Origin of the sequence: Nocardioides dubius, assembly GCF_039528155.1 — a bacterium.
GTDB classification, from domain to species: domain Bacteria; phylum Actinomycetota; class Actinomycetes; order Propionibacteriales; family Nocardioidaceae; genus Nocardioides; species Nocardioides dubius.
In genome coordinates this window covers 100,565-125,049 of the sequence record NZ_BAAALG010000007.1, presented here as the reverse complement: position 1 = coordinate 125,049, position 24,485 = coordinate 100,565, and the positions used below count along the sequence as shown (strand labels likewise).

Below are 24,485 nucleotides of genomic sequence, written 5' to 3'. Positions count from 1 at the left end.
AGACTGGTGGCATGCAGTTGAGTGAGGACTCCTTCCGGGCGCTGGCGCGTAGCTCGCCGTGGCGTTGGCGGAGCCTGCACCTGACGCGGCGCGGTGGCATGGAGGAGACGGTCGAGGCGTGGGTGCGCCGGCCGGGTGCGGCCGGTCCCGCGGTGACCGAGCTGGTCGTGAAGGACGCGAGCGGACGGCGGCAGCTGGAGCGGCACGAGGCCGGCGCCGGGCAGACGTTGCTGAGCGTCGCGGTCAGCGATGACGGCGATCGAGCGGCTGCCGCGGCCGCGCTCGCGTTGAGCGAGCAGCCGGTGCGCTGGGCCGGCGACGTGACGCCGGTGGTGCGGCTCGATGGGCTGGTCGCGCACCGCCCCGACGACTGGTGGGTCGACTACGGCGCGCCGATCTGGGAGAACTACCGCTGGGCCGCGATGCTCGACCCGGTGGAGCTGGCCGACGGCGGCGTGGAGCGTGACGACGAGGTCGTCCGGTGCGAGGGAACCGTCGTCACCGACCTTCGCGAGGGGAGGCACCGCGGACGTCCGGCCTGGCGGGCGACCGTGGCTGCCGCCGAGGGCTACGACCCGACCTGCGGCTGTTGCCCGCTGTTGTGGAGCAGGGCCGCCGATCTGGTGGAGTACGGCGTCGACGCCCCGCGTGGGGTGGACTACCCGATCGCGTTCGAGGTCGCGCTCGACGTGCAGGCTGCGATCGTGGTCGAGCTCGTCCCGCTGGGCGGCGAGCGCGCCAACGACACCTTGGACGTGGAGATCCACGACGTCCGCTGACCCGCAGCGGACGGCGCGCGGCGGGTCAGGCGAAGGGCGTCATCAGGCGCCGCAGCAGCTCGACCAGCTGGGTGCGGTCGCCGGTGGGCAGCTCGGCGAGCAGCTCGCGCTCGGCGTCGACGAGCGCCTCGAAGGCACCGTCCACGGCGGCGCGCCCCTCCAGGGTGAGCTTGACCAGGACCCCGCGCCGGTCGTGCGGGTCGGGCAGACGCTCGACGAAGCCTCGGGCGGTGAGCCGGTCGATCCGGTTGGTCATCGTTCCGGAGGTCACCAGCGTCTCGCGGATCAGCTTGCCCGGCGAGAGCTCGTAGCCGCCGCCGGCGCGACGCAGTGCGGCCAGCACGTCGAACTCCCACAGCTCGATACCGTATTGGGAGAACGCCTTGCGCCGGGCGAGGTCGAGCAGCCGGGAGAGCCTGCTGATCCGGCTGAACACCTCAACGGGGGTGAGGTCCAGGTCGGACCTCTCCCGATTCCAGGCGTCGACCAGTTCGTCGACCTCGTCGCGCATGGCCCGATCCTAGCGGACCGTCGAGAATCTTGACATCGAGATAAGGCCTTGCGAGAGTTGTCTTGATATCAAGATAAATGGGAGGTGTCCCGGAATGCCCTGGAGTCCCGATCACTATCTGCGCTACGGCGACGAGCGATCGCGCCCGTTCTTCGACCTCGTCGCCCGCATCGACGCCGACGCGCCGCGCGAGATCGTCGACCTCGGCTGCGGTCCGGGCAACCTCACGCGCACCCTCGCCGAGCGCTGGCCGCAGGCGCAGGTGCTGGGCATCGACTCGAGTCCGGAGATGGTCGCCGCCGCCGAGGCCGCCCGCAGCGAGGGTGGGCGCAACGACGCTTCGCGCAGCGAGACGTCCACCGCGAGGAGGCTCTCCTTCGCCTGTGCCGACCTGCGCAGCTGGGCCGCGGAGCCCGGCGAGGTCGACGTGCTGCTCTCCAACGCCACGCTGCAGTGGGTGCCTGAGCATCGGGAGCTGCTGCCTGCGCTGGCCGGCAAGGTCCGCCCCAGCGGCTGGCTCGCCGTCCAGGTGCCCGGCAATCACGGGGCACCCAGCCATGCCCTGTGTCGCGAGCTCGCAGCCGAGGAGCCGTTCGTGCGCTTCACTGCCGGCGTCGACTACCGCCCGACCGCTGATCCGGCCGACTACTTCGCCGACCTGCAGGGGCTGGGGCTCACGGTGGATGCGTGGGAGACCACCTATCTGCACGTGCTCCACGGCCAGGACGCCGTCTTCGACTGGGTGAGCGCGACCGGCGCGCGCCCCTACCTCGAGGCCGTCCCGGACGAGCTCCGCGACGACTTCGTTGCCGCGTACAAGCGCCGTCTCGCCGTCGCCTACCCCGAGCGCGACGGCGTCGTGCTGCTGCCGTTCCGCCGGGTCTTCGTCGTCGCCCACCGCTCCATGTGACCTCAGCGTCCGGTTTGGGCCGAGTTTTGAGCGCTGAGGTCACATTGAGCGACCTCGGGAGGGATGGGCGCGGTGGCGTAGTCCGCCGTGACCGGGGCGTCGGCCACCCGGCGTAGCGGGATGACGCCGGCCCAGGTGTCCGGGATCTGCTCGTTCGGCTCGTCGCCGGGGCCGCCGGCCCGCACCTTGACCGACGCCTCGTGCAGCGAGACCGCGAAGACGGCGGTCGCCGCGAGCTCCTTGGCGGTGTTCGGGCGCAGGGTCGCCGAGCGACCGGCCACCGAGTGGTCGACGATCAGGGCGAGCGCCCGCTCCCGCTCCGCTGCGTCGAGCACCGGCCGCGCGACCCCGATGACGACGGCGCACCGGTAGTTCATCGAGTGGTTGAAGGCGCTCTGGGCCAGCACCAGGCCGTCGAGCTCGGTCACCGTCACGCAGACCGTCTGCTCCTGCGCGCTGCGCAGCCAGTGCGACGCCACCGAGCCGTGGACGTAGAGCGTGCCGTCGGCATCGGGACCGTGCGGGTCCACCCCGAAGGCGACCGGCAACACGACAGGGTGATCGCCGGCCTGGACGCCGAGGTGGGCGATCAGGGCGTCGTCGAGGATCCGGTGGAGCACGGCCCGGTCGGTGACGACGCGGTGCTTGCCGCGGCGGACGGTGGAGCGTTCGGTGGGCTGCAGTGCTGCGGTGGTCATGGCTCCATCCTGGCGCCGAAGTGGCCCAGGCACATGGTCCAATGATGGGGTAGTTCGATAGGCCAATCGAGGAGCCCGCCGATGCCGACCCTGCCCGTACGCATCGATCGCTCCGACCCGCGCCCGCTGGCCACCCAGATCGCCGCCCAGGTCCGCGAGCTCGCGCTCACCGGTGCGCTGCGTGATGGTGCCCGGCTGCCGAGCACCCGTGCGCTTGCCGCCGACCTCCAGATCTCCCGCGGGGTCGCGGAGCAGGCCTGGGACCAGTTGCGCGCCGAGGGCTGGCTGACCAGTGCCCGGGGTGCCGGCACCTGGTTGCGGGTCGGCGGCCTGGCCGTGCCGAGCGACCCACCGGCGGCCGGGCGCCGCGCAGTCGAGGAGCCGCTGGTGATGATGGACGCCGGCACGCCGTGGCGCGACCCGGGGCAGTCGGTGCTCTGGCGACGGGCGTGGCGCGAGGTGTCGGTGGCCGAGCCGCCGCGCGCCTACGAGAACCCGGGCGGCATCCCCGAGCTCCGCGAGGCGCTGGCCGAGAGGCTGCGCCGCACCCGCGGCCTCGTCGTCGAGCCGGACCAGGTGCTGATCACCGGCGGCACCCTCGGTGGCGTGCGGCAGCTCCTCGCCGCGCTGGGGCCGGGGGAGGTCGCGATCGAGGACCCGGGCTTCCGGGCGGCCGTGGTGACCGCCCGGCTCGCCGGGCGCGCGGTGCGCTCGCTGCCTGTCGGCGTCGGCGAGCAGATCCAGCTCGCGGGCTGCGCCGGCGCCTACGTGACGCCGTCGCACCAACACCCGACCGGACGCGTGATGCCGGCCGCCGAGCGGATGGCCCTGCTGGAGGAGGCCGAGCGGGCCGGCTGCCTGGTGATCGAGGACGACTACGACTCCGAGTTCCGCTACGACGTGGCTCCGGTCCCGGCGCTGGCCTCGATGGCTCCGGGGCGCGTCGCCTACCTCGGGACGGCGTCCAAGACGGTGCTCCCGTCGTTGCGGCTGGGCTGGATGGTGCTGCCCGCAGCGCTGCACGAGGCCGTCCTCGCGGATCGCGAGGTAACCTTCGACGTCCCGCCGTGGCCGGTGCAGCGCGCCTTCGCGACGCTGCTGCGCGACGGCCACGTGGACGCCGTCACCCGGGCTGCGCGCAAGGTCTACGCGGAGCGCTCCGCGAGGGTCGTGGCCGCGCTGTCGCCGCACGCCCGGCTGGCCGGGCCGGTGGCCGGGATGTACTCGACCTGGCTGGTGGAGCCCGAGCGGGCGGTACGGGCCCGCGATGCGATGGCGGCAGCGGGCTTCCGGATCAACCTGCTCGCCGACTACTGCCGCGAGGCCCGGCTGGACGGGCTGCTGGTCGGCTTCGGCGGCCCGAGCGACGCCGAGCTCGATCGCGCGCTGGAGGTGCTGACCGCAGCGCTCACTCGATCGTGAGGCTCGGCCGCTTCTCCAGGCCGGAGAGCCCGTTCCAGGCCAGGTTGACGATGTGTGCGGCGACCGCGCGGCGGTCGACCTTGCGGCCGGAGGTCAGCCACCACTGGCCGGTGGTGCCGACCATGCCGACCAGCATCTGTGCGTACATGGGCGCCGTGCGGGCGTCGAGTCCGCGGGCCTTGAACTGGTCGACCAGGATGCCCTCGACCCGGCTGGTGGTGTCGCCGATGATCGACTGGAAGCTCGCGCCCTGGCTGCCGATGGGGGAGTCGCGGACCAGGATCCGGAACCCGTCGGGGTGCTGCTCGATGTAGTCCAGCAGGGCCAGTGCCGCCTGCTCCACGAGCTGGCGTGAGGTGCCGGCACTCAACGCGGAGCGCATGATCCCCAGCAGTTGGGTGACCTCGCGGTCGATGACGACGGCGTAGAGCCCCTCCTTGCCGCCGAAGTGCTCGTAGACGACCGGCTTGGAGACCTTCGCCTGGGCGGCGACCTCCTCGACGGAGGTGGCGTCGAAGCCACGCTCGGCGAAGAGGTGTCGGGCGATCTGGATCAGCTGCTCGCGGCGCTCGGCCGCCGTCATCCGGCTGCGTGGCGCACGCTTCTCGCCGTCGGGGCGCTTCTCCTTGGCCACCGGCGCGCTGGTCAGGCGACGGCCTGGTTGCGGACCAGCTTGGCGTCGATGCGCTCCTTGACCGGCCAGCGGACGTCGGTGACCCAGCCGGCCTTCTCCAGCAGCCAGATCACCCGAGCGGAGGTGTCGATCTGACCGCGCAGCACGCCGTGGCGGGCGCAGGTCGGATCGGCGTGGTGCAGGTTGTGCCAGGACTCGCCCATCGAGGGGATCGCCAGCCACCACACGTTCGCGGAGCGGTCGCGCGAGACGAACGGCCGGTCGCCGATCGCGTGGCAGATCGAGTTGATCGACCAGGTGACGTGGTGCAGCAGGCCGACGCGGACGATCGAGCCCCAGAAGAACGCCGTGAGTGCGCCCTGCCACGACCAGGTGAGCAGGCCGCCGAGGACCAGCGGGAGCGCCAGCGAGATCAGCGTCCAGAGCCAGAAGAGCCGACTGATCCGGGTGATGTCGCCGTCCTTCATCAGGTCCGGGGCGTACTTTCGCTGCGGGGTCTGCTCGGTGTCGAAGAGCCAGCCGATGTGCGCGTGGAAGAGGCCCTTGACCAGGTCGCGGACCCGGTTGCCGTACTTCCACGGCGAGTGCGGGTCGCCGTCGCGGTCGGAGAACTTGTGGTGCTTGCGGTGGTCGGCCACCCAGCGCACGACCGGGCCCTGGATCGCCATCGAGCCGAGGATCGCCAGGGTGCACTTCACGAACCGGTTGGGCTTGAACGACTTGTGCGTGAAGAGCCGGTGGTAGCCGACGGTGATCCCGTGACCGGTCGCGAAGTACATGACGGTCGCGATGACGACGTCGGTCCAGCTCAGCCAGCCGCCCCAGGCGACGGGGATCGCGGCGAAGAAGGCCACGAAGGGCACGGCGATGAAGAGCCCGAGAGCGACCTTCTCCTTGAGCGATTGGCTGTCGCCGCCCATGGTGGCCAGCGGCGCGTCGGCGATCTCCTCGATCGTCGCAGTCATGTCTCCCCAATCGCTGTGGTGCGGGCGCCCGTGCGGCGTTTCCCTACGCAACCGTAGGTTACGGCCTCGTAGAACTGCCAGTCAGCGAAGTGTGAACTTTCTGGACTTCTGGTTACCGGCCGGTAGCATGGCGGACATGAGCCAGGTCCTGACGCTGTGGAAGAAGACGACCGCCCTACCGCTGGGCAAGCAGCTCTTCTCGTTCGCGTTCTCCCAGAAGGCCCCGTACTTCGCCACCGTGCGCCCGCGGTTCGTCGAGCTGCGCCCCAACTACGCCGAGCTGGTGGTGCCCAAGCGGCGCGCGGTGCACAACCACATCAAGACGCTGCACGTGATCGCGCTCTGCAACGGGCTCGAGGCCGCGATGGGGGCGCTCGCCGAGTCCACCTGCCCGCCCGACAAGCGGTGGATCCCCAAGGGCATGGAGGTCGCCTACCCGGCCAAGGCGTCGAGCGACATCACCTGCATCGCCGAGACCGACCCGGCCGCCTGGACCAGCGACAACCCCGACGTGCGGGTCAGCGTCAAGGGCGTGCGCGACGACGGCACCGTCGTCATCGAGGGCGAGATCCGGCTCTGGGTCACGCCCAAGCCGCAGCGCTGACGACGACGCCCCGGCTCAGGCCGGCACCTTGCCGCGGGTCTCGGCGTCGCCGACCATCGGCACCTCGAGCCGCTTCTCGCCGACGTAGCGCCGCTGCAGCCAGGTGGCCAGCGCGGTCAGGATCAGGTTCACCGTGATGTACAGCGCGGCCACCACGAGCATGGTCGGCACCCGGTTGTTCTGCTCCAGGTAGATCTGGCGCGCGACCAGCGTGAGGCCGGGTGCGGCGATGGCGATGCCCAGGGCGGTGTCCTTGAGGGCGACCACGCACTGGCTGATGATCGCGGGCAGCATGATCTTCACGGCCTGCGGGAGCATCACGATCGAGACCACCTGGGTCTTGCGCATGCCCAGCGCGTAGGCCGCCTCGGACTGTCCGCGCGGGACGGCGAGAATGCCGGCCCGCAGCACCTCGGCCAGCACCGAGCCGTTGTAGAGGGTCAGCGCGATCACCACCGCCCAGAAGCTCGTGCCGTCCTTGGCGATGCCGAGGGCGTACCAGACGAAGATCATCAGCAGCAGCACCGGGACGGCGCGGAAGAACTCCACCACCAGCCAGCTCGGCCAGCGCACCCAGCGGTGGTCCGACAGCTTGCCGACGCCGAAGGTGAAGCCGAACGCGACGGCGAAGGCGATCGCGAGTGCGGCCATCTTCAAGGTCTGCAACAGGCCGTCGACCAGCAGCACCCGCACGTAGGACGGCGTCACGAACGCCTCCCACTTCTCGTAGGCCAGCTGGCCGTTCTGGTCGAGACGCCACAGCCACCAGGCGATCAGGGCGAGGATGCCCAGGACGCTGAGCGCCGAGTAGAGCGCGTGCCGGCGACGGGTCCGGGGGCCGGGGGCGTCGAAGAGGACGTTGGTGCTCATCGGGCGACCCTCCAGCGACGTTCGAGGCGGGAGCTGAAGAAGGAGAAGATCTCCACCAGCACGATGTAGCCGACCGCGAAGCAGAGGAAGATCGAGGTGCGCTGGCTGGCGAAGTCGTTGTTGAAGCTGGTCATCCGCGACGTCGCCTCGGCGACGCCGAAGACCGCTGCCACCGAGGTGTTCTTGATCAGGGCGATCTGCACGCTGGCCAGCGGCGGCACCGAGGCGCGCAGCGCCTGCGGCAACACGACCTGGGTCATCACGCCGCTGAACGGCAGCCCGATCGCGCGCGCCGCCTCGGCCTGGCCGAGGGGGACCGCGTTGATGCCCGAGCGCATCGCCTCGCAGACGAAGGCCGAGGTGTAGAGGCTCAGCGCGAGCACCGCGGCCGAGAAGAACGCGGTGAAGTCGAACGGGCCGATGTGCACGTCGACCCAGCGGAAGTTGAGCCGCGTCCAGAGCATCGGCGCCATGAAGGACAGCGTGCCGAAGACGATCACCAGCGGGGTGTTGCGCACCAGTGTCACCCAGGTCGCGGCAGCGCCCCGCAGCACGGGGACCGGACTCACCCGGCAGGCGGCCAGGAAGGTGCCGATGATCATCGAGGCGACGCCGGCGACCAGGAAGAGCAGCAGGGTGTAGCCGAACGCCTTCAGATAGGTGTCGAAGTCATCGAGGACCGCTTCCACTGCTGCTCCTTCCGGTCACGGGGCGACGGCTCGGGCCGAACGCCTGGCGGCTCGCCCCGAACGCCTGCCCGTTCGGGGCGGATGCCTCTCCTCTCGGGCTCAGGTGCAGGGGTCGAGTGCGGGCGGCTCGGGCGTCTCGACGCCGGACTTGCCGAGGGTGCTCTCGAAGGCCTCGGCCCAGGAGCCGTCCTCGAACGCCTCGGTCAGTGCGCCGTTGATCCACTCGCACCACTCGGTCTGCTCCTTGTTGTAGCCGACCCCGATCCGCTCCTCGGAGAACTCGTCGCCGACCACCTTGAGCTCGCCCTCGTTCTCGGCGGCGTAGCCGGCCAGGATCGATCCGTCGGTGGACATGCCCTCGACGGTGCCGTCGAGCACCTTCTGCACGCACTCGCTGTAGGAGGCGAAGCCGACGCCCTTGGCGCCCTGCTCGTTGATCCGGTCGATCGAGGTCGAGCCCGTCACCGAGCAGACCTCCTGGCCGTTGAGGTCGGCGATGCTCTCGACGTCGCTGTCGGACTTCACCAGCAGCTGCTGGCCGGTGAGCATGTAGGGCCCCGCCTGGCCGACGACCTGGCGGCGCTCGTCGGTGATCGAGTAGGTGGCCAGCACGAGGTCGACCTTCCGCTCCTCCAGGAACGGCTCGCGGTTGTCGGAGACCGTCTCCTCCCAGGTGATCTCGTCGGTGTCGAGGCCGAGCTTGGAGGCCAGGATCTTGGCGATCTCGACGTCGAAGCCGGTGGGCACGTCGGAGGTGGCGGACTTGAAGCCGAGGCCCGGTTGGTCGAACTTCACGCCGATGGTGATCGACTCGGCGTCGCGGATCTCCGCCATCCGGGTGCCGTCCTCGATCTGCGAGGCGGCATCGGTGTCGGCGTCGACGTCCTTGCCCTCGTCGTCGTCTCCGGCGTCGCCGCAGGCCGCGAAGGCGGTCATCAGGGTGATGCCGGCGATGGCGAGCCTGGCTCTGCTGCGCAACATGTGGGTCTCCTTGTCGGTTGTTCGGGCCGAGACCGAACCGTGGGGAGGTCGTCCGCCCTGCGATCAGTGCTTGAGGATCTTGGAGAGGAAGTCGCGGGCGCGCTCGGACTTCGGGTTGTTGAAGAACTCGTCGGGGGTCGCCTCCTCGACGATCTGGCCGTCGGCCATGAAGAGCACCCGGTGGGCGGCGGTGCGCGCGAAGCCCATCTCGTGGGTGACCACGATCATCGTCATGCCGCGCTCGGCGAGCTCGACCATGACGTCGAGCACCTCCTTGATCATCTCCGGGTCCAGGGCGGAGGTGGGCTCGTCGAAGAGCATCACCTTCGGCTCCATGGCCAACGCGCGGGCGATCGCCACGCGCTGCTGCTGCCCACCGGAGAGCTGGGCCGGGTACTTCTGCGCCTGCGCGCTGACGCCGACCCGCTCCAACAGCTCCTGGGCATGCTGGCGAGCGGCGGACTTGGAGGCCTTCCGTACCTTGATCGGCCCGAGGGTGACGTTCTCGAGGATCGTCTTGTGCGCGAAGAGGTTGAAGCTCTGGAAGACCATCCCGACCTCGGCGCGCAGCTTCGCCAGTGCCTTGCCCTCCTGGGCGAGCGGCATGCCGTCGAGGGTGATCCGGCCCTGGTCGATCGTCTCCAGCCGGTTGATCGCGCGGCAGAGGGTCGACTTGCCCGATCCCGAGGGGCCGATCACCACGACGACCTCGCCGCGGGCGATCGAGAGGTTGACGTCCTGGAGCACGTGCAGGTCGCCGAACCACTTGTTGACGCCCTCCAGGACGACCAGGGGCTCCCCATGGGGTGCCTGGACGCTGGCGGGTTCCGAGATCGCCATACCTGCCAACGTAGCGACTCTGATGTGACCCGCGCCACACCGTCCGAGGCTTTGTTATCCGGACGTGACCCGTCGGGGCGCGGCAGTCGGGGGTGCCGCGAACGGGCGTGGGGCGGGGGCCATCACGTAGTCTGGAGCGGTTATGAGCAGCGCGCGCACGTATGAGGTCCGCACCCACGGGTGCCAGATGAACGTCCACGACTCCGAGCGGCTCTCGGGCCTCCTCGAGGAGGCGGGCTACCTCGCCGTCCCCGAGGGTGAGCAGGCGGACGTCGTCGTCTTCAATACCTGCGCGGTGCGGGAGAACGCGGACAACAAGCTCTACGGCAACCTCGGCCATCTGGCGCCGGTCAAGGCGAAGAAGCCGGACCTGCAGATCGCCGTCGGCGGCTGCATGGCGCAGAAGGACCGCGACACCATCACCAAGAAGGCGCCGTGGGTCGACGTCGTCTTCGGCACCCACAACATCGGCTCGCTGCCGGCGCTGCTGGACCGGGCCCGCTCGCAGGCCGAGGCCCAGGTCGAGATCCTGGAGTCGCTGGAGGTCTTCCCCTCCACGCTGCCGACGCGCCGCGAATCCGCCTACGCCGCCTGGGTCTCGATCTCGGTGGGCTGCAACAACACCTGCACCTTCTGCATCGTGCCGAGCCTGCGTGGCAAGGAGAAGGACCGCCGCCCGGGTGAGATCCTCGCCGAGATCGAGGCGCTGGTCGCCGAGGGCGTCACCGAGGTGACCCTGCTCGGCCAGAACGTGAACGCGTACGGCGTCGAGTTCGGCGACCGCCAGGCCTTCTCCAAGCTGCTGCGTGCCTGCGGCGAGATCGAGGGCCTGGAGCGGGTCCGCTTCACCAGCCCGCACCCGGCCGAGTTCACCGACGACGTGATCGCGGCGATGGCCGAGACGCCGAACGTGATGCCCAGCCTGCACATGCCGCTGCAGTCCGGCTCCGACAAGGTGCTGCGCGAGATGAAGCGCTCCTACCGCCAGTCCAAGTTCCTCGGCATCATCGAGCGGGTCCGCGCCGCGATCCCGAATGCCGCGATCACCACCGACATCATCGTCGGCTTCCCCGGCGAGACCGAGGATGACTTCGAGCAGACCCTGCACGTGGTCCGCGAGGCCCGCTTCTCCAGCGCCTTCACCTTCCAGTACTCCAAGCGCCCCGGCACCCCGGCAGCGACGCTGGAGAACCAGGTCGACCCCGAGGTGGTCAAGCAGCGCTACCAGCGGCTGACCGAGCTGGTCACCGAGGTGGCCTGGGAGGAGAACAAGTCGCTCGTCGGGCGCACCGTCGAGCTGATGGTCGCGGAGGGCGAGGGGCGCAAGGACGCCGCCACCCACCGGCTCACCGGACGAGGCCCGGACAACCGGCTGGTGCACTTCAACGCCGACGGCGCCGATGGCGTCCGCCCTGGCGACATGGTCACCGTCGAGGTCACCTACGCCGCGCCGCACCACCTGGTCGCCGACAACCCGGTGATCGCGGTGCGCCGCACCCGCGCCGGCGACGCCTGGGAGCGGCGCACCGCAGCCCCCGCGCCGAGCAAGGGAGTCGGCCTGGGCATGCCGAGCATCGGCGTCCCGGCACCCCTGCCGGACGCCCCCGCCTGCAGCTGACGCCCCGAGGGGTCAGCGGGGGTCGCGGCCGGTCCGGGCGATGACTGCCTCGGCCCGGGTGGCGTCGGCCGGCGGCTCGACCGCGGGTGCACAGGCGCCTTGGGAGTAGATGTTCTCGCCGAGCTCGTCCAGGCACGCCTCGACATGGTCGAGCTCGTCGTCGCGCAGCTCGGTCTCGACGCCGCCGGCGCGCGCCAGATCCCAGCGATGCACCACCAGGTCCAGTCCGTAGAAGGTGGCCAGCGTGGCGCCGATCGTGCTCGGCCCGAAGTAGCTGTCGAACTCGGTGCCCAACACCTCGCCGTCGCCCAACGCCGCGCGGACGGCGGTCACGTGCGCGTGCCAGCGGTCACCGGGCTCGCCGGTGGGTGCCTCGCCGACCTCGAGTCCGTGCCGGGAGAGGAAGTCGCGCTGGCTGTCCAGGACATGGTCGAGGACGTCGCTGGTGCTCCAACCCGCGCACGGGCTCGGCTGGGTCCAGCCGCCGGCGGGGATGCTGTCGACGACCCGGGTGAAGCGGTCGGTGAACGTGTGGAACTGGTCGAGGGTCTGCTGGTTGCTGGTCATGGCTCCACTCTGCGCCGGCGGATGCCCGCAGGGATTGAAGAAACCCGACACAATGGCCCTCATGCCCGAAGAGCGGATCGATCCCGACGAGCCCGCCCATCTGCGTGACGCCGCCGGCAGCGCGCCGCCGATCCACCGCTACCTCCCGGACGCCGACCTCGCCGATCTGGTGCGCAGGCACTGGATCCCCGTCTGGTCGCTGCCAGCCGGCACCTCCACAGTGCAGCGCGTGCTGCAGTATCCCGTGTGCCTGTTGGTGATCGAGGCCGAGGCGGCGATGCTCGTCGGGCCGACGACCGGCTTGGGCACCCGTGAGCTGAGCGGCTCCGGCTGGGCGTTCGGCACCCTGCTCCAGCCGGCCGCCGGAGCGCTGCTCCTGGGCGGCCCGGTGAGTGGGCTGGTGGACGCGGCGCGTCCGCTGGCGGGCCTGGCCGGCATCGACGGCGAGCGGCTGGCGGCCGGGGTGCGCGCGGCGATGGCAGCCGACCCGGGCTCCGAGGCCGGCCATCGGGTCGCGGCCGGCCTGGTCGAGGAGCAGTTGCGCGCGCTCGGCCCGGTCGACGAGGAGGGCCTGCTGATCAACCGGATCGTCGAGCACACCGAGGGCTCGGCCGAGGTGCGCAGGGTGGCCCAGGTCTGCGAGGAGTTCGCGATCACCGAACGCAGCCTGCAACGGCTCTGTGCCCGCCGGGTCGGGCTCGGGCCCAAGTGGCTGATCCAGCGCCGCAGGCTCCAGGAGGCAGCGGCGATGCTGCGCAACCGGGCCACCGCGTTCGACCTGGCAGCGGTGGCGGCCGATCTCGGCTACGCCGACCAGGCGCACTTCAGCCGCGACTTCCACGCCGTCACCGGTCTCACGCCGGGCAGGTTCGCGGCCGAGCTGCGCGACTGACCCGGCTCAGAACTCGCGCAGCACGCTCACCGAGGCGCGCGCCGTCAGCTGGATCTCGTCGAAGCGGCGGTGCAGGCGGTCGGCTGGCTCGGAGGCGCAGCGGCGCTCGAGCGCGGAGAGCAGGGTGCCGAGCCGGGCCAGCCCGACCGTGTGCGCGCTGCCTGCCAGGGAGTGCGCGATCCGGGGCAGCGCACCGGACTCGTCGGCGACCGCATCGGCGAGTGAGGCGAGGTCGGTCTCGAAGGAGTCCAGGAAGGAGCGTCGGGCCCTGCTGAACAGGTCGACGCCGTCCTTGCTGAGGCCGCGCAGCTCCCGGACCCGCTCGACGGCCAGCAACGGCGCGAGCTCGTCGGAGGGGGTGGGGCTGATCCGCGGCTGCCCGCCCCACAGCTGGAGCGTCGCAGCCAGCTTGTCCCGGTCGATCGGCTTGGCCAGCACGCCGTCCATCCCGGATTCGTAGGCACGCTCCTGCTCCTCGAGCAGGACACTGGCAGTGAGTGCCACGATCGGCACGTGGCGCCCGGTGCCGGCCTCGTGCTCGCGGGTGATCCGGGTGGTCTCGTAGCCGTCCATGCCCGGCATCCGGCAGTCCATCAGGACCACGTCGTAGCCGTGCTCCTGGCGCAGTGCGCTGCTCGCCTCGGCGCCGTTGTCCACCACGGTCACCCGGTGGCCGAGCGACTCCACGAAGCCGGCCGCGACCAGCTGGTTGACCGGGTTGTCCTCGACGATCAGCACCTCCAGCAGGCGGTGCGGCGCAGCGCCGTCGGTCTGGGGCCCAGGCACCTCGGGCAGCGGATCGCCGAACGCCTGGCGGGCCGCCCGGTAGAGCGCGTCGCGCCGCACCGGCTTGGTGAGGGTGGTCAGGCCGAGGCTGCGGGCCGCCTCCTCGCCGGCGGCCGCCGCGTCCGGCACCAGCACCACGACCGCGGCCCCGGCGTCCCCACGGGCCGCCTCGGCCAGGTCGGCCAGGTCGGCCAGCTCGGCCAGGCGATCACTGGTCGGGTCGCCGTCCACGATCACCAGGCGGCGGGGGCGGGGCGTGTCCCAGTGGGCGAGCCGATCGGCGAGCGCGCTGCCGGCCAGCGCGGAGACCTCGGCGCCGGCCCCGTCCAACAGCCGGGTCAGGGCGCGGGCCGCGACCGGATGCGCGTCGGCGATCAGCACGGCGGCGTCCTCGAGCCAGCGATGCTGCGGCTGGCGGTGCCCGGCCGGCGGCAGTGGGAGGCTCATCGTGAAGCTGCTGCCGACGGCGACCTCACTGCGGCACCGGATGCTGCCGCTGAGGGTCTCTGCGATCGACCGGGTGATCGAGAGCCCCAGCCCGGTGCCGTCGTAATGCCGGGTCGAGGACTGGTCGGACTGGGCGAACGGCTCGAAGATCCACCCGGTCTCCGCGTTGGGGATGCCGACCCCGGTGTCGGAGACGACGACCGCGAGCGACTCGCCGAGAGGGTCCTCCAGATCGGGGCCGACGGCGACGCGGACGTAGCCGTGGTCGGTGAACTTCACCGCGTTCGCGCACAGGTTGGTGATCGCCTGGGCGAGCAGGTCGGGATCGCCGACCACCTGCTCCGCGACCGCCTGGTCGATGTCGAGGATCAGCTCCAGGCCCTTCTGGTGAGCCGGTCCCGCCAGCAGCGAGACGGCACCCTCGACGACGGCACGCAGGTCGAACTCGATGGTCTTGGCGACGAGGCGCCCGGAGTCGGCACGGGAGAGGTCGAGCACCGCATTGACCACCCGGAGCAGCGCATCGCCGGCCTCGCGCATCGCGGTCGCCATCCGCTGCTGCCGCTCGTCCAGCGGCGTCTCCAGCAGCAGGTCGACCAGGCCCAGGGCGCCGCTCATCGGGGTGCGGATCTCGTGGCTCATCACCGCCAGCAGCTCGGCCTTGCGCGCGGCCGCCAAGGTGGCCGCGTCGCGTGCCTCACGCAGCGAGTGGGCAGCATGCTCGCGCTCGGCGACGCTGGCCAGCAGGGCGGCGAGCTGGTTGAGGGCGTTCACCGTCTGCTCGTCCAGGCCGTCACGGTCGACCTCGAACTGCAGCACCGCGACCGGCTCGGAGTCGAGCACCACCGGGACGCCGGCCAGCGTGCGGCCACCGCTCGCGGCCTCGATCGGGACGGCGGTCACCCGCGCGCTGCGCTGGACCGCGGCGAGCAGCTGCTCGCTGGCCTCCGCCGTCGCCGTGGTGGGGGCACCCTGCTGCTCGCGCCGCGGCAGGGGCAGCGTGACCAGCGACTCCGCGGCCATCCAGCCGGGCAGCAGGTGCGCGGTGACCGGCTCCCAGTAGGTGTGCTGGATGACGGCGCGCACGGTGAGCTCGATGACCTCGGCCAGGGTGGCCGTCTGCACGGCACCTTCGGCGACGGCCTGCATCAGGATCAGCCGCTCCTGCGCCTCGGCGGCCAGCGTCGCGGCGCGCCGCAGCTCGGTGATGTCCTGCGCGGTGCCGCACAGCCGGATCAGCGTGCCGTGCTGGTCGAACTCGGCGTCGGCGACCTCGCGGATCCAGCGCACGCCGCCCTCGGGGAGCATCAGCCGGCCCTCCCACTCGATGTGCGGCTGGCCGGCGAAGGCGCTGGCGACAGCCTGCTCCAGGGCGACCCGATCCTCGGGATGGATCAGGCGTTGGGAGTCCTCGACGCTGGGCGAGCTCGCCGGGTCCACCCGGTACAGGCGGTAGAGCTCCTCCGACCACCAGATCTCCCGCGTGGCGGGGTACCAGTACCAGCTGCCGACGTGGGCGATCTGCTGTGCCTCGACCATCAGGTCCACCTGGCGCAGCAGATGCGCGGTCCGGCTGCCGGGGGCGAGCAGATGGTAGGTCGTGCTCGCCAGGGCGCCGTGGTCGTCGAGCTGCGGCTGCTCGCGCGCCTCCATCAGGCAGGGGCCGGTCGGCGTCGTCACCAGGACGTGCACCCACCGCTCGTCCGCGTCGGTGGGCGCGCGGCCGGTGTCGATGATGCTGATCCGGTCGGCGGCGGTCGCGCCGGCCTCCTCACCGGGCGCGACGCCGAGCAGCTCGCGAAGCGCCGGCGAGAGCGCGGTGGTCTCCCCGGTGGGGGCGACGACCCAGGTGGCGTGGGAGGACTCTGCACGCTCGACGGTGTCCGAGGTCTTCGCCACGTTCCGCACCCTACAAGCGATCCAGGACGCCGCGCGGCCCGTTCAGATCACGATCCGACGTCATCGACTCTGCTCCGCCGGCTTTTGTCGTGGCGACACAATTCAAGCCTCCGGCTTTGTGGCCGCACGCCGAGGAACGGCGCCGGGTGGCGCGGATCCTCAGCACCTCAGCTCGGCCAGCGCGGCCTCGGCGGCCCGGAATCCGCCCATCCCGTGCACGCCCGCTCCCGGGGGAGTGGCGGCCGAGCAGAGGTAGACGCCCGGAACGCCCAGCGAGTACGGATTGGTCCCGAACCTCGGGCGGAAGACGATCTGGCGCGCGTCGTTCGCACCGGCGCCGATGTCGCCGCCCACGTAGTTGGCGTTGTACTCCTGCCACTGCTGGGGGCTGCGGGTGGCGACGGCGACGATCCGGTCGCGGAAGCCGGGAGCGAACCGCTCGATCTGGGCGATCACCGCGTCGGTCGCGTCGCCGGGATAGCCGTGCGGCACATGCGCGTAGGCGTAGACCGGGTTCACCGAGCCGGCCGAGCGGGACGGGTCGATCAGGTACTGCTGGCCGAGCAGCACGAACGGTCGCTCGGGCATGGTGCCGCGCACCGAGGTGGCCTCGGTGGCGACCATCTCCCGGGCGCTGCCGCCCAGGTGCAGGGTTCCCGCGCGGCGGCAGTCGGGGTTGGTCCAGGGGATGTCGCCCTCGATCGCCAGGTCCACCTTGAAGGCGGCCGGCCCGTAGCGGTACCTGGTCAGGCTGGAGCGCATCCGGGCCCCGAGCCGGTCGCCGAGGATCGCCAGGGCACCGGCCGGGGCGGTGTCCAGCAGCACGATCTCCGGCGTGCTGCCGACCACCTCGGTGAGCTGGTCGAGCGAGGTCACGGTGATGCCGGTGCGCACGGTGCCGCCGAGCGCCGTCAGCTCCGCCACCAGGGCGCGGGCGATGGCCTCGCTGCCGCCTGCGGCCACCGGCCACCCCACCGCGTGGGCCGCGCCGGTGAGCATCAGCCCGACCGAGGTGGAGAACGGGGTGTCGAGGCGTCCGAAGGCGTGCGCCGCGACCCCCATGAAGAGGGCCTTGGCGGGCTCGTCGCGGAACCGGGCACTGGTCCAGGTGGCGGGCATCGCCGCCTTCACGCCGAACCGACCCAGCGCCAGCGGGTGGCGCGGCACGTGCAGGATCGGCTGGAAGATCTCCTCGATCAGCGCGGGGAACCGGCGCACGATCGGCTCGAAGATCCGGGCCCAGCGCGCGCCGTCGGCACCCAGGCTGTCCCGGGTCAGCGCCATGTCCCGGGCGGCCAGCCCGGCCCGGCCGTCGTCGAGCGGGTGGGCCAGGTCGATCTCCGGCCACCGCCACTCCAGGCCGTGCCGCTCCAGGCCGAGCGCGGCGAAGTACGGCGAGGCCACCCCGGTCGGGTGGAACGCGGCACAGTCGTCGTGGAGCACCCCGGGCAGGGTGAGCTCACTGGTCCGGGTGCCGCCGCCGGGGCGCTCGTGCGCCTCGACGACGGTCACCTCGATCCCCGCCTGGGCCAACCGGATCGCTCCGGCCAGGCCGTTGGGGCCGCTGCCGACTACTACTGCTGAGGTCACGCCACAGGGTCCTTGCCGCCGGTGAGTGTTTGCTGACGACGGTAGCCGTCCGCCGTCCAGCCGACGGCCAGGGGGATCGGGCCGTTGGGCAGCCAGGGCTGCTCGCGCACGCAGTCCGAGACGCTCCACGAGCCGCGCTCGACGACGCCGAGCGCCGCGTCGATCACCCGGTACTCCTGCGGGCGCCCGGTCCACGGCACCGCCTGCGACTCGCAGAAGGCGACCACCAGGTCACCCGGCTCCAGGTGCAGCCGGCGCTGGATCGCTGCGATCAGTCGCTCGTCGTGCAGGTGCCCGTCGCCGAAGTTCCAGCCCAGCAAGGTGGTGCAGACGAACTCGCCCTCGCGGACCGTGCGCTCCTCGATGTCGTCGAGGTGCTCGTAGAGCACCGAGAAGAGGCCGCGGCCCTGGCTGTGCATGGAGCGCCAGGCCAACGCCTTCTGCATCATCATCTCGGACTCGTCGGCCGAGTAGGGCATCGGCTGCATCCGCTGCAGCTGCTCGACCTGGCTCTCCACCATCGGCAGCTCGGCGAGCCGGTCCTCGATGCCGGGGCGCAGGGCCCAGACCGCGGAGGCCCAGTTGCCGGCGTACTGGCGCATCGAGGGCAGGAAGGAGACCAGGTCCGGGCGCAGGTTGCCGAGTACCGGTCCGAAGAGCAGCAGCGCGAAGATCGGGATCAGCAGCAGCGGCTCGGAGAACTCCCAGATGTTGTAGACCGAGGCGTCGAAGCCGTCGCCGAAGCCGCCCCACAGCACCAGTGCGATGTAGCCGAAGTAGACGTTCCACTCCAGCGGCACCGCGAGCGGGAAGGTGGAGGTGATGTAGATGTGGAAGATCAGCATCGCCACGGCGCCGAGCAGGGCGACGGTGTTGTTGGTGGTCAGCAGCAGCACGATCGGGATCACCACCTCCACCGTGGTGCCGCCGACGTGCGCCATGAACCAGGCGAGTCGGCTCGGCCGCAGGTCGTCGGGGGCGTTGCGGTAGTGGGCGCGCTTGATCGCGTTGAGCTGGCCCGGCGAGTTGGAGACCATCGGCGGCACCACGTTGATGAAGTGCTCGCCGAACTTGGAGACGCCGGCGCCGATCCACACCACGCAGATGATGATCTTGAACGCCACCACCAGGTTCACGAAGTCGGCCGCGCTGGCCTGCTCGCTCTGCACCACCCAGCCCAAGGTGGCCGAGAAGAGCATGATCGGCAGGTACTGCTCCGAGCGCGCGGCCAGGAAGATCACCTTGTCGCGCAGGCCCATCAGCGGCATCAGGATCAGGATCGGCACGAAGGCGTGGGCCGGCACCAGCTCCTGCGGCCCGGTCCCGGCCGGCAGGAAGGCCACCGGCTCGGCGTCGATCAGCAACGGGTGGACCAGCGCGGCCAGCACGGCGACATAGAGCAGCACGTCGCCGAGGGTCCGCTCGTCGCCGTCGGTGAACGGCACCCGCTTGCCCCAGGGCGCCATCCGCAGCGTGCCCGGCCGGAGCCAGAACCGGATGTTGCCGGTCATCGGCCGGAAGTGCCCGCACAGCGGGCCCCAGGTGCCGCCCAGACCGATCACCTCCAGCAGCATCAGCCAGATCGCCAGCTTCTGGTAGACGACGACGTTGTCGAACCAGGTGCCCGGCTCGGTGAGGTGCACGTACTCGGTGGTGGCGGCGGTGATCGCCAGACCCACCGCGAAGTACAGGCCGAGCATCTTCAGCATGTAGACCACATGCAGCATCCGCGGCGTGCCGAAGCCGTCCTCGACCCAGTGCGTGGAGAGCACCCGGATCCGTTCGCGCAACGGCAGCGTCCGGAACTCGGCCGGGGGCATCGGCGGGGTGGAAGGGTTGATGAATCCCATCTCAGGCCTCCTGGACGCCGGCAGCGGTGAGCTGACGGCGCAACGTGGGTTTGTCGATCTTGCCGACCGGGTTCTTGGGGAGTGCGTCGAGCACGTGGATCTCGACGGGGAGCTTGACCTTCGTCAGGTGCGCACGGCTGTGGGCCAGGACGGCGTCGACGTCGACGGCGCCGCCGGGAGTCGCTGACACGAAGGCGATCGGCACCTCGCCGTAGACCGGGTCAGGGCCGCCGATCACCGCTGCCTCGGCGATCCCCGGCGCCCCGTGCAGCACGTTCTCGATCTCCTTGGGGTACAGGTTCTCGCCGCCGCGGATGATCAGGTCCTTGATCCGGTCGACGATCCGCAGGTAGCCGTCCTCGTCGAGGACGCCGACGTCGCCGGTGTGCAGCCACCCGGACGCCAACGCCTCGGCGCTCGCCTCGGGGCGGTTGAGGTAGCCGCGCATCACGTTGGCGCCGCGGATCACCACCTCGCCGCGCTCGCCGGCCGGAACGGGCTCGCCGTCCGGGCCGACGACGGCCACCTCCTGGCCCGGCAGGGCAGGCCCGACGGTGCCCGGCTTGCGGATGCCGTGGACCGGGTTGCAGGTGGAGGCGCAGGTGCCCTCGGAGAGTCCGTAGCCCTCGACCATCGCGAACCCGAAGCGCTCCTCGACCGCGCTCAGCAGTGCCGGCGGGGCGGGTGCGGCGCCGCAGATCGCGAACCGCACCGAGCTCACGTCCGGCGTCACCTCGGCGGGCAGGGCGGTGAGGTGGGAGTAGATGGTGGGCACGGCCGAGAAGTAGGTCGGTCGCAGCGTCTCGACGGCATTTAGGAACTCCACCGGGTGGAAGCGCTCGAGCACCGAGAGCCGGGCACCGACCGAGAGCGGGGTGAGGAAGCTGACGCAGATCGCGTTCACGTGGAAGAGCGGCAGCACCAGCAGGCAGTGGTCGTCGGCGCCGATGCCGATCGCGGCGCCCATGCTGGCCACCATCGCCTCCAGGTTGGCGTGGTCGAGCATCACGCCCTTCGGCCGGCCGGTGGAGCCGCTCGTGTAGACCAGCAGGGCGAGGTCCCCAGGCACCGTCTCGGCCGGCGGCAGGCTCCCGGACGGCGCGCTGGCCAGCTCCTCGACGTCGAGCAGCGCCGCGTCGCCCAGCGTCATCGAGGTGTCGGCGGTGACGACGAGGGTGGCACCCGAGTCGCCGGCCTGGAAGCCGGCCTCGGTGGCGGTGAAGCTCGGGTTGATCGGGGTGGCCGCGGCGCCCAGGCGCCAGGCGGCCATCACCGTGATCAGCAGCTCGACCCGGTTGGGCAGCATCGTGGCCACCACATCGCCGGGGCCGACGCCGAGCGCAGCGAACTGCTCGGCAGCGGCGTCGACCCGCTCGCCGAACTCGCGATAGCTGAGATCCACCCTGACGTCGCGGACACAGGGCCGGTCGTCGAACGCCTGCGGACGGCGCCAGGGGAGGTGGGTGAAGGACATCACGATGCTCCTGATCGGGAAGGATGCGTTCGCCCGACGCTAGGCGGCGCAGAGCGCGGCCTTCTTGGTGTCGCGGCACAAACTCGGTGACGGGATTCGGGCTCTCAGAGCGAAGCCGTGACGGCCGCGGAGTCTGGCACCATACTGTGATGGCCGTCACCGCCTTGTGTCGGCAGCCCAACTGCCCAGGAGGGTCGCGTGGCCGACGCCGAGCGCGAGCTGCACGGCATCGCCGTGGTGATGACGGAGCAGGGCACCAAGCTCACCGAGGGCCTGGTGCACAGCTTCCGCACCCAGATCCCGGAGTTGCCCAGCGACCTGGTCCTGGTCGAGATGCTGGAGGGCAGTACCGGGTCCAACCTGGAGATGCTGGCCCATGTCTTCCGCGGCCACGTGCCGATGTCCGACGTGCAGGCGCCCGCCGCCGCCGTCGAGTACGCACGGCGGCTGGCGCAGCGGGGCACGCCGCCCAGCGCCCTGCTGCGGGCCTACCGGCTCGGCCAGCAGCTCGTGCTGCGCTGGGCGGGCGAGCAGCTGACGAACCGGCCGATCCCGCCGGAGCTGGCGCTGGCCACCAGCCAGCTGCTGATGGAGACCTCCTTCGAGTACATCGACCGGGTCTCGGAGTCGGTGATGGGCGCCTACCAGGACGAGCGGGAGCGGTGGCTCGCCAACCGCAGTGCGGTGCAGCGGGAGATGGTCGAGACGCTGCTGCGCGGCGACCGGGTGGAGGTGGTCGCCGCCGAGGCCGCGCTCGGCTACCGGCTGCGCCAGCAGCACCTCGGCCTGGTGCTGTGGGCCAGCTCGGGTGACAGCGGCCTGGCCGACGCCGAGCGGCTGGTGGCCCGGATCGCGCAGCGGATCGGCTCCACGGCCCGGCCGCTCTACGTGCCCCGCGACCGGCAGACGGCCTGGTGCTGGTTGGCGATCGGGCGTGAGAGCGAGGTCGACCTGGTCGCGATCGAGGAGCTGCTGCGCAGCGTGGAGGGCGTGCAGATCGCCGTCGGCACGCCCGAGGCGGGGGAGTCCGGATTCCGGGCCACCCACCTGGGTGCCGCCGCCGCGCATCGGGTCGCCGGCCTCGGCCAGCACCGGGCGCCGGTGATCTCCTACGGCGAGCAGGAGGTGCGAGCCGCGGCGATGCTGGCCAACGACCTGCCGACCGCGCGGCGGATGGTCGCCGACACTCTGGGCGACCTGGCCGCCGACACCCGCGCCGCGCAGCGGATGCGGGAGACCCTGCTGGCGTTCGTCCAGGACCGGGAGAGCTATGTGGCCACCGCTGCGCGGCTGCACCTGCACAAGAACACCGTCAAGTACCGGGTGGATCGCGCTCTCGAGGCGCGGGGCAAGCCGCTGCACGCCGAGCGGCTCGATCTGGAGCTGGCGCTGATCGGCTGCGCCTGGCTCGGACCCGAGCTTCTGCGCTGAGGTCGTCTCGCCGGATACCCGCCCCGGCAGGTGCGTCGGGGTCGCGCCCTACGATGCAAGGCATGGCTGACGAGAAGATCGTGCTTGTCGACGGGGCCCGTACCCCGGTCGGCAGCTTCGGAGGGATGTTCAAGGACGTACCGGGCTTCGAGCTGGGTGCGGCTGCTTCGGTCGAGGCGCTCAAGCGCTCCGGTGTCGAGGGCAGTGACATCGACGAGGTGGTGATGGGATGCATCGGCCAGGTCGGGCCGGACGCCTACAACGCCCGCCGGGTCGCGATCACCGCGGGCCTGCCCAAGAACGTCCCCGCCTACACCGTCAACCGCCTCTGCGGCTCCGGCCTGCAGGCGATCTGGTCGGCCGCGATGCAGATGCGCTGGGGCGGCGCCGACATCACCCTTGCCGGTGGTGACGAGTCGATGACCCGGATGCCGTTCTACGACTTCGGCGCCCGCACCGGCTACAAGCTGGGCGACCGCGAGCTCAAGGACGGCACCGTCCTGATGCTCACCGACCCGTTCCACAACACCCACATGGGCGTCACTGCGGAGAACGTGGCCATCAAGTACGGCGTCTCCCGCCTCGAGCAGGACGAGTTCGCCGTCGAGTCGCAGCGTCGCGCCGCGACCGCCGAGGCGAAGGCCGCCTTCGCCGAGGAGATCGTCGCCTTCGAGGTCGGTGGCCGCAAGCCGTTCACCGCCACCACCGACGAGCACCCCAAGCCCGACACCACCGTCGAGACCCTGGCCAAGCTGCGTCCCGCGTTCGTCAAGGACGGCACGGTCACCGCCGGCAACGCCTCCGGCATCAACGACGGCGCCGCCGCGGTCGTGCTGGCCCGCGAGTCCGTCGCCGCCGAGCGCGGTCTGAAGGGCCTGGTCACCCTCGAGGCCGTCGCCACCGCGGCGATGGAGCCCGAGCTGATGGGCTACGCCCCGGTGCTGGCGCTCAAGAAGCTCTTCGCGCAGACCGGCCTGGCGCCGTCCGACATCGGCACCATCGAGCTCAACGAGGCGTTCGCCTCGCAGGCGCTCGCGGTGATCCGCGACGCCGAGCTGGACGCCGCCAAGGTGAACCCCTACGGCGGTGCGATCGCACTCGGCCACCCGGTCGGCGCGACCGGTGCCATCCTCTCGGTGCGTGCGGCCAAGACCATGGTCCGCAACGACCTGGAGTTCGGCATCGTCACCATGTGCATCGGTGGCGGCCAGGCGCTCGCCGCCCTCTACAAGCGGATCTGAGGTACCCCATGAGTGATCTGGTCACCTACGCGGTCGCCGACGGCGTGGCGCACATCGAGATCAACCGCCCGGCGGTCTCCAACTCGATCGACCTGCCGACGGCGCTCGCCCTCGACGCTGCGGTCCAGGCCGCAGCCGACGACGACGGCGTCCGCGCGGTGCTGCTGACCGGCGCCGGCAAGCGCTTCTGCGCCGGCGGCGACGTCGCCTCCATGGTCGCTGCCGACGACCAGGCCGCGTTCCTGCTGGAGCTGGCCGAGGCCCTCGACCTTGCTGCCCGCAAGCTCGACGCTCTCGCCAAGCCGGTCGTCTGCGCGGTCCAGGGCGCGGTGGCCGGTGCCGGCAACTCGGTGATGCTCGCTGCCGACGTGATCGTCGCCGCCGCCTCCACCAAGTTCGTGATGGCCTACCCGGGCGTCGGCCTGACCCCCGACATCGGGGTCTCCTGGCTGCTGCCGCGCGCGGTCGGCCAGGTCCGGGCGCTGGAGTATGCGCTGACCGGCAAGCAGCTCAGCGCGGAGGAGGCTCGAGAGTGGGGTCTGGTCACCACCGTCGTCGACGACGAGTCGGTGCAGGCCGAGGCGCGCGCGATCGCCGTCAAGCTGGCCGCCGGTCCGGTCTTCGCACTCGGCCAGGCCCGCAAGCTGATCCGCGGCTCGTGGGAGAAGACCCGTGAGCAGGCAGGCGCCGATGAGGCTCGCACCATCGCTGCCGCGGTCCTCACCGAGGACGCTCAGCAGCGGCTGGCCGCCTTCACCAAGAAGTGACCGACGCGTCCATGACGACT

Annotated in this window: 22 protein-coding genes; 9 read left to right on the top strand and 13 right to left on the bottom strand. The window is 71.3% G+C overall.

The window, feature by feature from the left end; genetic code table 11:
• Positions 1-11: 11 nt before the first annotated feature.
• Positions 12-779, top strand: a complete 768-nt coding sequence (locus ABD151_RS09350; protein ID WP_343993603.1) for a hypothetical protein — start codon at positions 12-14, stop codon at positions 777-779.
• Between the two features lie 25 nt (positions 780-804).
• Here the strand turns inward: ABD151_RS09350 and ABD151_RS09345 are convergent, their stop codons facing one another.
• On the bottom strand, positions 805-1,290 hold the full coding sequence (locus ABD151_RS09345; RefSeq protein ID WP_343993601.1) for a MarR family winged helix-turn-helix transcriptional regulator: 486 nt from the start codon (positions 1,288-1,290) through the stop codon (positions 805-807).
• 94 nt (positions 1,291-1,384) lie between these two features.
• Between ABD151_RS09345 and ABD151_RS09340 the strand changes: the two genes are divergently transcribed.
• A complete protein-coding gene (locus ABD151_RS09340; RefSeq protein ID WP_343993599.1) occupies positions 1,385-2,200 on the top strand; it encodes a methyltransferase domain-containing protein in 816 nt (271 codons plus the stop codon).
• Between the two features lie 2 nt (positions 2,201-2,202).
• On the opposite strand, the gene ABD151_RS09335 is transcribed toward ABD151_RS09340, so the two are convergent.
• Positions 2,203-2,898 (bottom strand): pyridoxamine 5'-phosphate oxidase family protein, encoded by a 696-nt coding sequence (locus ABD151_RS09335; RefSeq protein WP_343993597.1) that lies wholly within the window; start codon positions 2,896-2,898, stop codon positions 2,203-2,205.
• A gap of 81 nt (positions 2,899-2,979) precedes the next feature.
• On the opposite strand from ABD151_RS09335, the gene ABD151_RS09330 reads away from it, so the two are divergent.
• A complete protein-coding gene (locus tag ABD151_RS09330) occupies positions 2,980-4,320 on the top strand; it encodes an aminotransferase-like domain-containing protein (protein WP_343993595.1) in 1,341 nt (446 codons plus the stop codon).
• Here the strand turns inward: ABD151_RS09330 and ABD151_RS09325 are convergent.
• Positions 4,307-4,954, bottom strand: coding sequence for a TetR/AcrR family transcriptional regulator (locus ABD151_RS09325; protein WP_343993593.1), 648 nt, complete (start codon positions 4,952-4,954; stop codon positions 4,307-4,309). The two genes, ABD151_RS09330 and ABD151_RS09325, sit on opposite strands and share 14 nt — an antisense overlap.
• A gap of 11 nt (positions 4,955-4,965) precedes the next feature.
• Positions 4,966-5,919, bottom strand: a complete 954-nt coding sequence (locus tag ABD151_RS09320) for an acyl-CoA desaturase (protein WP_343993591.1) — start codon at positions 5,917-5,919, stop codon at positions 4,966-4,968.
• Between the two features lie 136 nt (positions 5,920-6,055).
• Here ABD151_RS09320 and ABD151_RS09315 point away from each other — a divergent pair, with 136 nt between their 5' ends.
• Positions 6,056-6,523, top strand: a complete 468-nt coding sequence (locus tag ABD151_RS09315) for a hotdog fold domain-containing protein (RefSeq protein ID WP_343993589.1) — start codon at positions 6,056-6,058, stop codon at positions 6,521-6,523.
• Positions 6,524-6,538: 15 nt separating this feature from the next.
• Here the strand turns inward: ABD151_RS09315 and ABD151_RS09310 are convergent, their stop codons facing one another.
• The 4 genes from ABD151_RS09310 to ABD151_RS09295 all read right to left on the bottom strand — a co-directional run bounded on the left by ABD151_RS09310 (position 6,539) and on the right by ABD151_RS09295 (position 9,903).
• The gene (locus ABD151_RS09310) at positions 6,539-7,393 is read right to left on the bottom strand and encodes an amino acid ABC transporter permease (protein WP_343993587.1); all 855 of its coding nucleotides are present in this window, start codon (positions 7,391-7,393) and stop codon (positions 6,539-6,541) included.
• On the bottom strand, positions 7,390-8,082 hold the full coding sequence (locus ABD151_RS09305; RefSeq protein WP_343993585.1) for an amino acid ABC transporter permease: 693 nt from the start codon (positions 8,080-8,082) through the stop codon (positions 7,390-7,392). Before ABD151_RS09305 ends, ABD151_RS09310 begins: the two co-directional genes overlap by 4 nt.
• Positions 8,083-8,181: 99 nt before the next feature.
• Positions 8,182-9,063 (bottom strand): glutamate ABC transporter substrate-binding protein, encoded by an 882-nt coding sequence (locus ABD151_RS09300; protein WP_343993583.1) that lies wholly within the window; start codon positions 9,061-9,063, stop codon positions 8,182-8,184.
• A 63-nt stretch (positions 9,064-9,126) separates the two neighbouring features.
• Complete coding sequence (locus ABD151_RS09295) at positions 9,127-9,903, bottom strand: amino acid ABC transporter ATP-binding protein (protein WP_415630119.1); 777 nt, start codon at positions 9,901-9,903, stop codon at positions 9,127-9,129.
• Between the two features lie 142 nt (positions 9,904-10,045).
• Here ABD151_RS09295 and miaB point away from each other — a divergent pair, with 142 nt between their 5' ends.
• Positions 10,046-11,521: a tRNA (N6-isopentenyl adenosine(37)-C2)-methylthiotransferase MiaB gene (gene miaB, locus ABD151_RS09290; RefSeq protein WP_343993581.1), complete on the top strand. Its 1,476-nt coding sequence runs from the start codon at positions 10,046-10,048 to the stop codon at positions 11,519-11,521.
• Positions 11,522-11,533: 12 nt separating this feature from the next.
• On the opposite strand, the gene ABD151_RS09285 is transcribed toward miaB, so the two are convergent.
• Complete coding sequence (locus tag ABD151_RS09285; RefSeq protein WP_343993579.1) at positions 11,534-12,088, bottom strand: TIGR03086 family metal-binding protein; 555 nt, start codon at positions 12,086-12,088, stop codon at positions 11,534-11,536.
• Positions 12,089-12,149: 61 nt separating this feature from the next.
• Between ABD151_RS09285 and ABD151_RS09280 the strand changes: the two genes are divergently transcribed.
• Complete coding sequence (locus tag ABD151_RS09280) at positions 12,150-12,980, top strand: helix-turn-helix domain-containing protein (RefSeq protein ID WP_343993577.1); 831 nt, start codon at positions 12,150-12,152, stop codon at positions 12,978-12,980.
• A gap of 6 nt (positions 12,981-12,986) precedes the next feature.
• Here the strand turns inward: ABD151_RS09280 and ABD151_RS09275 are convergent, their stop codons facing one another.
• The 4 genes from ABD151_RS09275 to ABD151_RS09260 form a co-directional block, all read right to left on the bottom strand.
• Positions 12,987-16,112 (bottom strand): hybrid sensor histidine kinase/response regulator, encoded by a 3,126-nt coding sequence (locus ABD151_RS09275; protein ID WP_343993575.1) that lies wholly within the window; start codon positions 16,110-16,112, stop codon positions 12,987-12,989.
• Positions 16,113-16,271: 159 nt separating this feature from the next.
• Complete coding sequence (locus tag ABD151_RS09270; protein WP_343993573.1) at positions 16,272-17,702, bottom strand: phytoene desaturase family protein; 1,431 nt, start codon at positions 17,700-17,702, stop codon at positions 16,272-16,274.
• Positions 17,699-19,552 (bottom strand): DUF3556 domain-containing protein, encoded by a 1,854-nt coding sequence (locus ABD151_RS09265; RefSeq protein WP_343993571.1) that lies wholly within the window; start codon positions 19,550-19,552, stop codon positions 17,699-17,701. Before ABD151_RS09265 ends, ABD151_RS09270 begins: the two co-directional genes overlap by 4 nt.
• Before the next feature lies 1 nt (position 19,553).
• Positions 19,554-21,026, bottom strand: coding sequence for a class I adenylate-forming enzyme family protein (locus ABD151_RS09260; RefSeq protein WP_343993570.1), 1,473 nt, complete (start codon positions 21,024-21,026; stop codon positions 19,554-19,556).
• 198 nt (positions 21,027-21,224) lie between these two features.
• Here ABD151_RS09260 and ABD151_RS09255 point away from each other — a divergent pair, with 198 nt between their 5' ends.
• From ABD151_RS09255 to ABD151_RS09245, 3 genes are all read left to right on the top strand, one after another.
• On the top strand, positions 21,225-22,457 hold the full coding sequence (locus tag ABD151_RS09255) for a PucR family transcriptional regulator (protein ID WP_343993569.1): 1,233 nt from the start codon (positions 21,225-21,227) through the stop codon (positions 22,455-22,457).
• 62 nt (positions 22,458-22,519) lie between these two features.
• Positions 22,520-23,698, top strand: coding sequence for a thiolase family protein (locus ABD151_RS09250; protein ID WP_343993568.1), 1,179 nt, complete (start codon positions 22,520-22,522; stop codon positions 23,696-23,698).
• An 8-nt stretch (positions 23,699-23,706) separates the two neighbouring features.
• Positions 23,707-24,465, top strand: a complete 759-nt coding sequence (locus ABD151_RS09245; protein WP_343993566.1) for an enoyl-CoA hydratase/isomerase family protein — start codon at positions 23,707-23,709, stop codon at positions 24,463-24,465.
• Positions 24,466-24,485 lie beyond the last annotated feature (20 nt).

Excerpts from the sequence above, each read along its gene's own strand:
- ABD151_RS09350 (WP_343993603.1), top strand. The coding sequence starts at position 12 with ATGCAGTTGAGTGAGGACTCCTTCCGGGCGCTGGCGCGTAGCTCGCCG.
- ABD151_RS09345 (WP_343993601.1), bottom strand. The coding sequence starts at position 1,290 with ATGCGCGACGAGGTCGACGAACTGGTCGACGCCTGGAATCGGGAGAGG.
- ABD151_RS09340 (WP_343993599.1), top strand. The coding sequence starts at position 1,385 with ATGCCCTGGAGTCCCGATCACTATCTGCGCTACGGCGACGAGCGATCG.
- ABD151_RS09335 (WP_343993597.1), bottom strand. The coding sequence starts at position 2,898 with ATGACCACCGCAGCACTGCAGCCCACCGAACGCTCCACCGTCCGCCGC.
- ABD151_RS09330 (WP_343993595.1), top strand. The coding sequence starts at position 2,980 with ATGCCGACCCTGCCCGTACGCATCGATCGCTCCGACCCGCGCCCGCTG.
- ABD151_RS09320 (WP_343993591.1), bottom strand. The coding sequence starts at position 5,919 with ATGACTGCGACGATCGAGGAGATCGCCGACGCGCCGCTGGCCACCATG.
- ABD151_RS09315 (WP_343993589.1), top strand. The coding sequence starts at position 6,056 with ATGAGCCAGGTCCTGACGCTGTGGAAGAAGACGACCGCCCTACCGCTG.
- ABD151_RS09310 (WP_343993587.1), bottom strand. The coding sequence starts at position 7,393 with ATGAGCACCAACGTCCTCTTCGACGCCCCCGGCCCCCGGACCCGTCGC.
- ABD151_RS09300 (WP_343993583.1), bottom strand. The coding sequence starts at position 9,063 with ATGTTGCGCAGCAGAGCCAGGCTCGCCATCGCCGGCATCACCCTGATG.
- ABD151_RS09295 (WP_415630119.1), bottom strand. The coding sequence starts at position 9,903 with ATGGCGATCTCGGAACCCGCCAGCGTCCAGGCACCCCATGGGGAGCCC.
- miaB (WP_343993581.1), top strand. The coding sequence starts at position 10,046 with ATGAGCAGCGCGCGCACGTATGAGGTCCGCACCCACGGGTGCCAGATG.
- ABD151_RS09285 (WP_343993579.1), bottom strand. The coding sequence starts at position 12,088 with ATGACCAGCAACCAGCAGACCCTCGACCAGTTCCACACGTTCACCGAC.
- ABD151_RS09280 (WP_343993577.1), top strand. The coding sequence starts at position 12,150 with ATGCCCGAAGAGCGGATCGATCCCGACGAGCCCGCCCATCTGCGTGAC.
- ABD151_RS09265 (WP_343993571.1), bottom strand. The coding sequence starts at position 19,552 with ATGGGATTCATCAACCCTTCCACCCCGCCGATGCCCCCGGCCGAGTTC.
- ABD151_RS09260 (WP_343993570.1), bottom strand. The coding sequence starts at position 21,026 with ATGTCCTTCACCCACCTCCCCTGGCGCCGTCCGCAGGCGTTCGACGAC.
- ABD151_RS09250 (WP_343993568.1), top strand. The coding sequence starts at position 22,520 with ATGGCTGACGAGAAGATCGTGCTTGTCGACGGGGCCCGTACCCCGGTC.
- ABD151_RS09245 (WP_343993566.1), top strand. The coding sequence starts at position 23,707 with ATGAGTGATCTGGTCACCTACGCGGTCGCCGACGGCGTGGCGCACATC.